We start from the raw sequence: 9,895 nt of genomic DNA on the forward strand, positions 1-9,895 counted from the left end.
CTATCGTCCCCCGGCAATGACGTCGGCGACGTCGTAGCGCACCGGAACCTCGAGCTGGTCGTAGGCACACGAGCGCGGATCACGATCGGGTCGCCACCGCAGGAAGCGCGCCACGTGCCGCAGCCGTGCCCCCTCCATCTGGTCGTAGGCCACCTCGATGACCCGCTCGATGCGCACCGGAATCCAGTTGCGGTCGTTCGACGAATTCCAGCGAGTCGCTTCACCGTCGTACGTGACGTCGTCGCCGAGTCGGAGCGGTTCGAGTTCTTCGAGCAGTTCCAACCGGCGTTTGTCGGTGAACGCCGACGCACCGCCGATCATCCGCAGGTCGTCACCGTCGTAGAGACCGAGCAGCAGAGACCCGATACCGTTGCCGGACTTGTGGATTCGATAGCCGATCAACACGCAGTCGGCGGTACGCGCATGCTTGATCTTGACCATCTCGCGCTTGTTCGGCAGATAGAGCCCGTCGAGCTTCTTGGCCACCACACCGTCCAACCCGGCACCCTCGAAACGCTCGAACCAGTCCTCGGCCACCGCCGCATCCTCGGTCGCGGAGGTGACGAAACAACTCTTCGGGTGCGGGCCGAGCACGTCGAGCAATCTCGCTCGCCGCGTCGAGAACGGCTCACTCGTCAGATCCTCGTCGCCGACGGCCAACAGATCGAAGCCGATGAACTGCGCCGGAGTCTTCTCCGCGAGCATCGTCACCCGACTCGCTGCGGGATGAATCCGTTCGGACAGCGACTCCCAATCCAGGCGAGTGGAACCGTCCTTCTCTCGGGGTACGACGATCTCGCCGTCGACGACGATCTTCTCGGGCAGCTCGGCCTTGATCGCCTCCACCAGCTCCGGAAAATAGCGAGCCAGGTCCTTACCCCCGCGTGACCCGAGCACCACCTCGTCACCGTCACGGAAGACGATGGCGCGAAACCCGTCCCATTTCGGCTCGTACGACCACACCGCAGGCCCTTTCTCGGGTTGGGCGGGCACCACTTTCGCGGCTTTGGCGAGCATCGGCGCGACCGGCACGGCAAGAGGAAGATCCACGCAGTTCATCCTGCCTCATGCAGCCGACAAGCGAGTCGGATATTTTCTACACGAGCACGGTCGACGGACACGGCACGCTCGAACCTACGAGGGCAGGACTCACCATGACGTCATCCAACCGTTCGGTCCGCGCTCTCGTTCTCGCGCTGTCGTCGTGCGCGGCCCTGATACTCGGCGGGTGCGCCTCCGAGGTGTCCGGTACCGCCGTCGCCATCTCCGGTGCCACCATTCCCGCCACCACGACCACCACGACCACCAACCCTCCCACCACCACACCACCGAGCACCGACATCGACGACGGCGGCAGTGTCGACATCGACGTGGAGATCGGCGAGTGCGTCACTCTGGGCGGCACCGTCGACGAGGCGGCCATCGCCAACGCGACCTGCGGATCTGCGGAATCCAACTACGTCGTCTTCGCCAAGACGCCCACCTCGGCCGAGTGCCCCGAGGACGCCGATCAGTATTACTACGAGACCTACTTCGACATCGAACAGGGAGCTCTGTGCCTCGACATCGACTGGCAGGTCGGCGGATGCATGGACCTCGTCGGTGAATTCGCTCAGCGGATCGACTGCGCCACCCCCGGTGCCGACACCCGCCGCGTCGTGACCATCCTGCAGGGCACCTCGTCCGTCGACGACTGCCCCGACCCGGCGCTGTACGGATTCGAGAAGGACTCACGCAACTTCGTCGTCTGCGTCGAACGGTTGTGACCGCTGAGGGCATCACACTCTCGAGCGCGAGGGGCCGCTGGATCGTCGCAGCCACGGTGCTCGGTTCGGCTCTGGCGATGCTCGACGCCACCGTGGTCAATATCGCGTTGCCTGCCATCGGCCGCGACCTCGGTGCAGGCGTCACCGGTCTGCAGTGGACTCTGAGCGGCTACACCCTGGCCCTGGCCTCGCTGATTTTGTTGGGCGGTTCCCTCGGTGACCGACTGGGGCGCAGGCGGGTGTTCGTCTGGGGCACCGTCTGGTTCGCGGCCGCATCGGTGCTGTGCGGGCTGGCTCCGAGTATCGAGGTGCTGATCGCGGCGCGACTACTTCAGGGCGTCGGTGCGGCCTTGCTGACGCCGGGTTCGCTCGCACTGATCTCGGCCTCCATCAAGGCCGAGGATCGCGGAGCTGCGATCGGTCTGTGGTCGGGGCTGGGCGGCGTCGCGTCGGCGGTCGGTCCGTTGCTCGGGGGCTGGTTGGTAGACGCCGTCGGGTGGCGTTCGGTGTTCCTGATCAACATCCCGCTCGCCGTCGTGGTCGTCTGGGTGGCGGCGAAACATGTTCCGGAAAGCCGAGATCCGCACGCGTCCGGCCGACTCGACGTACCGGGCGCGGTGACCGTCGCGGTGGCGCTGGGTCTGCTCACGTACGGTCTGATCGAGTCACACACGCCGGCCCTCGCTCTGGGTGTCGTCGCGGCCGGGGTGTTCGTGGTGGTCGAGCGTCGCTCGCACGATCCGCTGGTACCACCGTCGCTGTTCGCCTCACGAGTGTTCCTGGCGGCCAACCTCGTCACCTTCGCCGTGTACGCGGCCCTGGGCGGCGTGTTCTTTCTCCTGGTGTTGCAGTTGCAGTTCGCCGTGGGCTACTCACCCATCGCGGCCGGAGTGGCCACGCTGCCGATCACCGCTCTCATGCTGGTGCTGTCCGCCCGCGCGGGGCGAATCGCCGGACGCATCGGACCTCGAATTCCGATGACCGTGGGACCACTGCTGGCAGCGCTGGGGTTGCTGCTGATGTTGCGGGTCGGGCCCGGATCCACCTATGCCACAGACATTCTGCCCGCGGTTGTCGTCTTCGGACTCGGATTGTCCGCTCTGGTGGCCCCACTGACCGGAGCGGTTCTGGGCGCGGTGTCCACCGATCGCGCCGGAATCGCGTCGGGAGTCAACAATGCCGTGGCCCGCACCAGTCAACTGCTCGCCGTGGCCGCACTGCCTGCGCTCGCCGGTATCGCAGGGTCCGATTACTCTGCGGCGGAGACGTTCTCGGACGGCTTCCACACCGCGATGCTGATATGCGCCGGACTGCTGGTGATCGGTGCGGTCATCGCGGCGGTGCTCATCCGCGGCAACGGCGACGAGGCGTCGAACTGCCCACCGCACTGCGATGTGGGCTCACCGCCCATGGCACCGCGCCGTGGAGATCAGGCCTGAGCGCTCACCGTACGATGAGCACCGAGCAGTCGGCGTGGTGGACGAGATTCTGACTGACCGATCCCAGAATCGTTCCGAGGACAGCACCCCGGCCTCGGCTGCCCACCACGAGCATCGACGCCGACGCGGACAGCGCCCGCAAACCACGCGTCGGACTCGACTGCGCGCTCACAGTGCTCAGCGCAACATCCGGATACTTCTCGTGCATGGTCTCCACATGCGTTTCGAGCCAATGCTTCTCGTGTGCGCGAATACTCGCCCAATCGACGTCCTCGAATCCGGTTCCTAGACCCGCCTGAGCGGCGAATCCCCAATAGTTCACCGCGACGACCGGCATTCCGAGGGTGTGGGCGATCTCGAGCGCGGCACCGAGCGCCCGATCCGACTGCTCACTTCCGTCGACCCCCACCACGATCGGACGAGCGGGGTCGACGCTGTCGACGGCGTTGCGCACGAGCAGCACCGGGCACTGCGCATGCGTCACGACTCGAAGCGTGTTGCTGCCGAGAGTGAGGTCTCGCAGTGCGCTCGACTTTCTCGATCCCAGCACGACCAGTTCCGCGCCTGCATCCGAGACGTACGAGGCGATGGTTCCATCGGCGGTGACGGTATCGACGGACACCTCGGGTGCGGCCTCGTGGATCGCGGCCGCAGCGCGGGCGAGATGTTTGCGTCCGATCGTGCGCAGGTCCCTCTCCAGCGCACCGCCGTCGACGAATGCCGCCGATCCGTACCAATCCCCCGCGGGGACTGCATGAACCAAACGCAGGGGTGCGCGCACCTTGGCCGCGTAGGTCGCCGCCCACTGCGACGCGGCATCGGCCTCACTGGAGCCGTCGATGCCCACCAGGATGGGAAGCATGCGGTCGGTGGAATTGCTCATGATTCTTCCTCGTCTCGTGGTCGACTGTCTTTGCAGTCGAATCGAATCGAACGTAGATCTGCAACCGCGCCCACAGTCAGAGCACTCGGTCCATCATCGAAGTGGCCGAGGCCCCTCATGCCGAATCCCCCTTGGTTCGACCACGTTCGGTCTCGAACTTCAGCCAGTCGCGGTCCCACTGGCGCATTCTGGCGCGCCGGTCGAAGTACCGCGTCGCCTGAAGACAGGTGAGGACAACGACCGTGCATGCCACCCAGAAGCCAACGGCTGCAGCGATTCCCAACAGTACATTCGACGTCGCGGACGACGGCTCCGCAACCCACCTGCCCTCGGTATCGACTCGCACCGACACTGTGGCACCCTGTTCGGCTTCGTCCGGAAGGCGAACCTCGTCGCTGTGCCGCTGTCCCGGTGGCCATTCCCAGGCGACGGTCGCGTAGTACTCGGTGTGGTCGAAGACGGCACCCTCTTCCGATCGCAGCGTGGGTTCACTCGTCACCAGGGCATCGATCTGCTGGGTGGTGGCGCTCGTTCGGGCCGCCGCGGCATCGAGATCGGCGTAGGTGAGCGATCCGAGCAGCGCGGCGAAGGGGACGAGTCCCAGAATCACCGCCATCGCGCACGCGAAAGCGAGAGCCGCAGTCCGATCACGGCCCCGCATCAGAGGATTGGTGCTCCACGGTGCCAGGCGCCACCAGCGAGCGAAGCCGTAGCCGAACACCGCAACCACCCACTCTCCCGAATCGTGTGTCCTTCGAGTGTTTCGCCGCGGACGAGGGGGCACCAGGGCACAAGGTCACGAACTGGAGGTCTCGGCGTCGAAGTTCGCTCAGCGGAAGAGGGCGGACACCGCTTCGAGATCGGCATCGGATCGGCGGCCGCTCGAGTCCAGTTCGACGTAGAAGCACTCGTAGCCACGCGGGTCGGCACCGCGGTCACCGGTACTGCGCCGCTCGAACACTCGTGCATTCGGCCATCGGTCGAGCACGGCCGTTGCGAGAACGTGCCCGTCCGGTGAGACTCCACCGATCGGTCCGTACTCCGCGATCATCACCGCATGGACCGCGCCCCCGATCGCGGCCGTGGTCACCGGGAAGACTCTCGGTCCCGTGTCCGTCGGGATGTCGACCGTGATCGACTCAGACCCGAGCACCACCGCCCCCGACATCTCTGCTGCCTCGTCGTCGGTCATCGTCCTGGTCCTCCGCGGTGCATGGTTCGGTGTCGGATGGGTGGTGCGGCCGGGGCATGTCAGTTCGACGCCCGAGACCGACGTCGGATCCACTCCGACCAGGCGGTGCATCGGCGGTTCCTCCGAATGCGGCCGCGGCAGAGCCTGTTCGAGGACATCTCTTCGCACATCCAGGACGGGACGCGCGATTCCGTGCACAACGACGGTGGAGACTGTTGCGCGGTCCGGATTCTCGGCGTCGAACTCCAGCACGACCGACGAGTCGAGCATGCTACGCCCCAACTGCGACCGCCCCTCGGCGTAGAAGTACACCCGACTCCCGATCCAGATGCAGGGCACGACGTCGACGGTGGGGCCGAAGTGATCGTGGCCGATCAACCGAGCCCGCGTCGCGCTGCGTGCGAGCCGGTCCGCGGTGCTCGCGTCGAGAATGCGCCGGCGTTCTTCGTTGCGGCGCAGTCGATTCGGCACCGTCCGGTTGGTCATCGGTCCCTGCAGATCATCACCGGGCAGTGTGCATGCCGGGTGAGGTTGCTGCTGGTCGATCCGAACAGGGCACTGGCGACGATTCCTCGCCCGTGGCTGCCGACCACCACGATTCCGGCCCGCTTGGACTGCTCTATCAGCAGGTGTGCCGGATTGCCCTGCTGTACGACATGTTCCACGGTGACATCCGGGTACTTCTCGCTCCACCCGGCGAGGCACTCGGACAGCAACAGCTGCTGTTCGCGCTCGATCTCGGTGTCGTCGGGCGATCCTGGCAGAGACAGGCCGGCACCCTGAGACAACGAGCTCCAGGCGTGTGCCGCAATCATCGTCACGTCGAACCGCGAGGCCAGATCGAAGGCCTGCTCGACCGCGGCTTCACTCGTCGCACTGCCGTCGATGCCGACGAGGATCGGTGCGTCGACGGCGTCGATTCCCTCGCGCCACACGATCACCGGGCACCACGCCGTGGTCGATGTCCGCTGTGCTGTGCTCCCGAACAGCGCCGACACGATGGGCCCGGAACCGGAATTGCCGACGACGAGCATGCGCGCGGTGCGAGAGAGTTCGACCATCATCGAGCACGCCGGCATCTCCTCCACGGAGGTGGTCACGGCGCTGTGTGGATGCCGGGCCAGCACTGCGGCAGCAACGTCGGTGACGATGCGTTCTGCCGCCCGACGCTGTTCGTCCCAGATGTCGAGGGGAACGACCGATGCGGACTCGCCCAGGTAGAACGCGGGATGCTGCACCGCCCCGGCGATGTGCAGCGGTGCCTTCAACCGCTCGGCGAGGGATGCCGCCCAGTGTGCAGCGCAGATGCTGCTCGGCGAACCATCCACGCCCACGACGATTTTCTGATGGTGTGCCAGAACCATGGCCATCTCCTGTCCTCGGTCCGGACGGACCACACGGTCGGGCCCGTCGACGGTCATCCGTTCTCGGATGCTCGCTTGCTATTGGACAGCTCGACAGCGGCCGCGCCACAGAGCATTTGGTCACCGGTTTCCGACGCGTGATACCCGGTCACAGGGACGTGGTTCGGCGCGAGCCCCGTGCCGTACTGCGGGCAGCTACCGACAGCACCGAGGACACCGCTCGTCGCGGGGTCGGGGCGAGAGGCGAGCCGACCGTCGGTGCACCGATCCGAATCAGCACCTGCGGCACACCCTGTCCGGCGGCCAAGGACTCGACCAGGCGTCGACTGCCCGACTGCTCGGTCATATGCGTGAGAGGGCAGGTCGCAAGACCATCGGCGGTTGCGGCCAGCAGGAAGGCGGACATGGCCCGCCCGCACTGCAACCAGTCGAGGCGTTCATCGGACGCGGTACCGAGAATCACCACCGTGGACTCGTCCGCCGCCGGCTCTCGTGTTTCCGTTCTGCCGACTCGGCGTGGTTCGGGAAAGGCTCGGCCCACCTGCACCCTGGAGGACTCCGCACGATCGGTGAGAGCCTCCGGCGGAATTCCTCCCGATCGGAACGAGTGCCCGGCCCACCACCGGATCTCGGCCTGATACGTCGCGTCGTACTTTCGTACGCCAGCGCTCAGCCTCGACGCCGTGGCCAGCGTCTCCTTGGCCTCGGCGGACAGGAACGTCGTTCGGATGTCGTCGGTTCCGTCGCCGCGACCGACGTAGCGCGCGGGAATTCGGTTGTCCGGCACCGGACCGAACGCCCGGCGATCCGAGTGGCGGCGATTGATCGCAGCCAACAGGTCGAACTCGTGCGATCGAGGGTGCGCGTCGTGGGTCAATCGAATACGCGCGAGATGGTCCGGCGCAGCGGCCGTCAGCATCGGTTCGACGTCGGCCGTCCACCGAAAGGCAGCGGCTGCAGTGCACAGATGGTCGAGCGCTGCCCCACAGCTGAGCACCATCTGCCGCTCGGTCGGGTCTATCGCCCCGAGCAGTCGGGACCGATCGGTGAACAGGTCGAGTCCGTGTTCGGAGTACACCCACCTCCACGGTTGACTGTTGTGCACCGACGGAGCGCGGCACGCAAGCTCCACCAACATCTCCACCACGGCAGAATCCGGCTGATCGTTCATCGTCTCTCCTCGACCTCCCACCGCACGGTGATGGCTGCCCACCACTGTCGACCCACGTTGGCAGTGCACGACAGGGCCGTTGGTCACTGTGTGGAGGGGACTTGCGGTGAAGAAATCCCGCCGAGGACTCACCTCGGCCACCACTGTTCGTGATGCGCCGAACCCGCGGGTTTAGGGTTGACGGTGAATGCGACCTCAGGAGCGGAACCTCCGGGACGCGACCGAGGATCTATTTTCGCCGACCGCTCAGGAGTGTCATGACGACCCCGCAGAATCCCCACGAAGGCATCGACGTCAAGCCGCGCAGCCGCGACGTCACCGATGGACTGGAGAAGACCGCCGCCCGCGGCATGCTCCGCGCCGTCGGAATGGGCGACGAAGACTGGGGCAAGTCCCAGATCGGTGTCGCGTCCTCGTGGAACGAGATCACCCCGTGCAACCTCTCGCTCGAACGTCTGGCGAAGGCCGTCAAGAAGGGCGTCCACGCCGCAGGCGGCTACCCGCTGGAATTCGGCACCATTTCGGTGTCCGACGGCATCTCGATGGGTCACGAGGGCATGCACTTCTCGTTGGTCTCACGTGAGGTGATCGCCGACAGCGTCGAAACCGTCATCAGCGCAGAACGTCTCGACGGTTCCGTTCTGCTCGCCGGTTGCGACAAGTCGCTGCCCGGAATGCTCATGGCCGCAGCACGTCTGGATCTGGCGAGCGTATTCCTCTACGCCGGCTCCACATTGCCCGGTTTCGCGACCCTGTCCGACGGCAGCGAACACCAGGTGACGATCATCGACGCCTTCGAGGCCGTCGGTGCCTGTTCACGCGGATTGATGTCGCGCGCCGACGTCGACACCATCGAACGCGCCATCTGCCCCGGAGAAGGTGCCTGCGGCGGAATGTACACCGCCAACACGATGGCCAGTGCAGCCGAAGCGATGGGAATGTCGTTGCCCGGCAGCGCATCTCCCCCCGCTCCCGATCGCCGACGCGACGGATTCGCACACGCCAGCGGCGAGGCCGTCGTCGATCTGCTGCGACGCGGCATCCGCACCAGCGACATCCTCACCAAGGAAGCCTTCGAGAACGCCATCGCCGTCGTCATGGCATTCGGCGGCTCGACCAACGCGGTGCTGCACCTGCTCGCCATCGCGCACGAAGCCCAGGTGGACCTGACCCTCGCCGACTTCACCCGAGTCGGCGCAAAGGTGCCGCACCTGGCCGACGTCAAGCCCTTCGGCAAGCACGTCATGACCGACGTCGACGCGATCGGCGGAGTTCCGGTGGTCATGAAGGCTCTGCTCGACGCCGGCCTGATGCACGGCGACTGCATGACCGTCACCGGAAAGACCGTGGCACAGAACCTCGCTCACATCGCACCCCCGGACCCCGACGGCAAGGTTTTGCGCGCACTCGACAAGCCGATCCACCCGACCGGCGGCATCACCATCCTCGAGGGCTCACTCGCCCCCGGCGGGGCCGTGGTCAAGTCCGCGGGCTTCGACTCCGACGTCTTCGTCGGCACCGCACGAGTTTTCGAGCGCGAGCGCGCGGCCATGGACGCCCTCGAAGACGGCACCATCGCGGCCGGCGACGTCGTGGTCATCCGCTACGAGGGACCCAAGGGCGGACCCGGAATGCGCGAGATGCTCGCGATCACCGGAGCCATCAAGGGTGCCGGACTCGGTAAGGACGTCCTGTTGCTCACCGACGGCCGATTCTCCGGCGGCACCACCGGCCTCTGCGTCGGACATGTGGCCCCCGAGGCAGTCGACGGCGGCCCCATCGCCTTCGTCCGCGACGGTGACCAGATCCGACTCGACGTCGGCAAGGGCACCCTCGACCTGCTCGTCGACGCAGCCGAACTGGACTCACGCGCACAGGGCTGGGCACCACTGCCGCCGCGCTACACCCGAGGAGTACTGGCCAAATACTCCAAGCTGGTCGGATCGGCATCGAACGGTGCGGTGCTGATCTAGCCGACCCCTGCCCCGCCCGCCCCCCTGCCGCGTCAATGGACCATCGCATACGTCTCGGCGGTGCAATGGTCCATTGACGCGAACGGGGTGGGCGGGCGGACGGGGTG

The 9,895-nt window shown here is 66.2% G+C and carries 9 protein-coding genes; 3 read left to right on the plus strand and 6 right to left on the minus strand.

Annotated elements, in window-relative coordinates; genetic code table 11:
• Window positions 1–1,050: an ATP-dependent DNA ligase gene (locus CH251_RS13640; protein WP_094613617.1), complete on the minus strand. Its 1,050-nt coding sequence runs from the start codon at window positions 1,048–1,050 to the stop codon at window positions 1–3.
• Window positions 1,051–1,154: 104 nt separating this feature from the next.
• Here CH251_RS13640 and CH251_RS13645 point away from each other — a divergent pair, with 104 nt between their 5' ends.
• Window positions 1,155–1,766 (plus strand): hypothetical protein, encoded by a 612-nt coding sequence (locus CH251_RS13645; RefSeq protein ID WP_094613604.1) that lies wholly within the window; start codon window positions 1,155–1,157, stop codon window positions 1,764–1,766.
• On the plus strand, window positions 1,763–3,205 hold the full coding sequence (locus CH251_RS13650; RefSeq protein WP_094613605.1) for an MFS transporter: 1,443 nt from the start codon (window positions 1,763–1,765) through the stop codon (window positions 3,203–3,205). Before CH251_RS13645 ends, CH251_RS13650 begins: the two co-directional genes overlap by 4 nt.
• A gap of 4 nt (window positions 3,206–3,209) precedes the next feature.
• On the opposite strand, the gene CH251_RS13655 is transcribed toward CH251_RS13650, so the two are convergent.
• The 5 genes from CH251_RS13655 to CH251_RS13675 all read right to left on the minus strand — a co-directional run bounded on the left by CH251_RS13655 (window position 3,210) and on the right by CH251_RS13675 (window position 7,815).
• Entirely contained in the window at window positions 3,210–4,088 is an 879-nt protein-coding gene (locus CH251_RS13655; protein WP_094613606.1) for a universal stress protein, read from the minus strand.
• 115 nt (window positions 4,089–4,203) lie between these two features.
• Window positions 4,204–4,818 (minus strand): hypothetical protein, encoded by a 615-nt coding sequence (locus CH251_RS13660; RefSeq protein ID WP_094613607.1) that lies wholly within the window; start codon window positions 4,816–4,818, stop codon window positions 4,204–4,206.
• A gap of 99 nt (window positions 4,819–4,917) precedes the next feature.
• Complete coding sequence (locus CH251_RS13665) at window positions 4,918–5,766, minus strand: hypothetical protein (RefSeq protein WP_094613608.1); 849 nt, start codon at window positions 5,764–5,766, stop codon at window positions 4,918–4,920.
• Window positions 5,763–6,644 carry a universal stress protein gene (locus CH251_RS13670; RefSeq protein WP_179273474.1) on the minus strand — a complete coding sequence of 294 codons (882 nt, stop codon included), beginning with the start codon at window positions 6,642–6,644 and terminating at the stop codon, window positions 5,763–5,765. The genes CH251_RS13665 and CH251_RS13670 overlap by 4 nt, the downstream gene beginning before the upstream one ends.
• A gap of 148 nt (window positions 6,645–6,792) precedes the next feature.
• Window positions 6,793–7,815, minus strand: coding sequence for a nitroreductase family protein (locus CH251_RS13675; protein WP_094613618.1), 1,023 nt, complete (start codon window positions 7,813–7,815; stop codon window positions 6,793–6,795).
• A 257-nt stretch (window positions 7,816–8,072) separates the two neighbouring features.
• Between CH251_RS13675 and ilvD the strand changes: the two genes are divergently transcribed.
• Window positions 8,073–9,788: a dihydroxy-acid dehydratase gene (gene ilvD, locus CH251_RS13680; RefSeq protein ID WP_094613610.1), complete on the plus strand. Its 1,716-nt coding sequence runs from the start codon at window positions 8,073–8,075 to the stop codon at window positions 9,786–9,788.
• Window positions 9,789–9,895: the final 107 nt, after the last annotated feature.

Source organism: Rhodococcus sp. 06-462-5 (genome assembly GCF_002258315.1).
In the GTDB taxonomy this organism is placed as follows: domain Bacteria; phylum Actinomycetota; class Actinomycetes; order Mycobacteriales; family Mycobacteriaceae; genus Rhodococcoides.

Bases quoted from the DNA above. Each gene is read 5' to 3' on its own strand.
- CH251_RS13655 (WP_094613606.1), bottom strand. From the start codon at position 4,088: ATGAGCAATTCCACCGACCGCATGCTTCCCATCCTGGTGGGCATCGAC.
- CH251_RS13675 (WP_094613618.1), bottom strand. From the start codon at position 7,815: ATGAACGATCAGCCGGATTCTGCCGTGGTGGAGATGTTGGTGGAGCTT.
- CH251_RS13665 (WP_094613608.1), bottom strand. From the start codon at position 5,766: ATGACCAACCGGACGGTGCCGAATCGACTGCGCCGCAACGAAGAACGC.
- ilvD (WP_094613610.1), top strand. From the start codon at position 8,073: ATGACGACCCCGCAGAATCCCCACGAAGGCATCGACGTCAAGCCGCGC.
- CH251_RS13670 (WP_179273474.1), bottom strand. From the start codon at position 6,644: ATGGTTCTGGCACACCATCAGAAAATCGTCGTGGGCGTGGATGGTTCG.
- CH251_RS13645 (WP_094613604.1), top strand. From the start codon at position 1,155: ATGACGTCATCCAACCGTTCGGTCCGCGCTCTCGTTCTCGCGCTGTCG.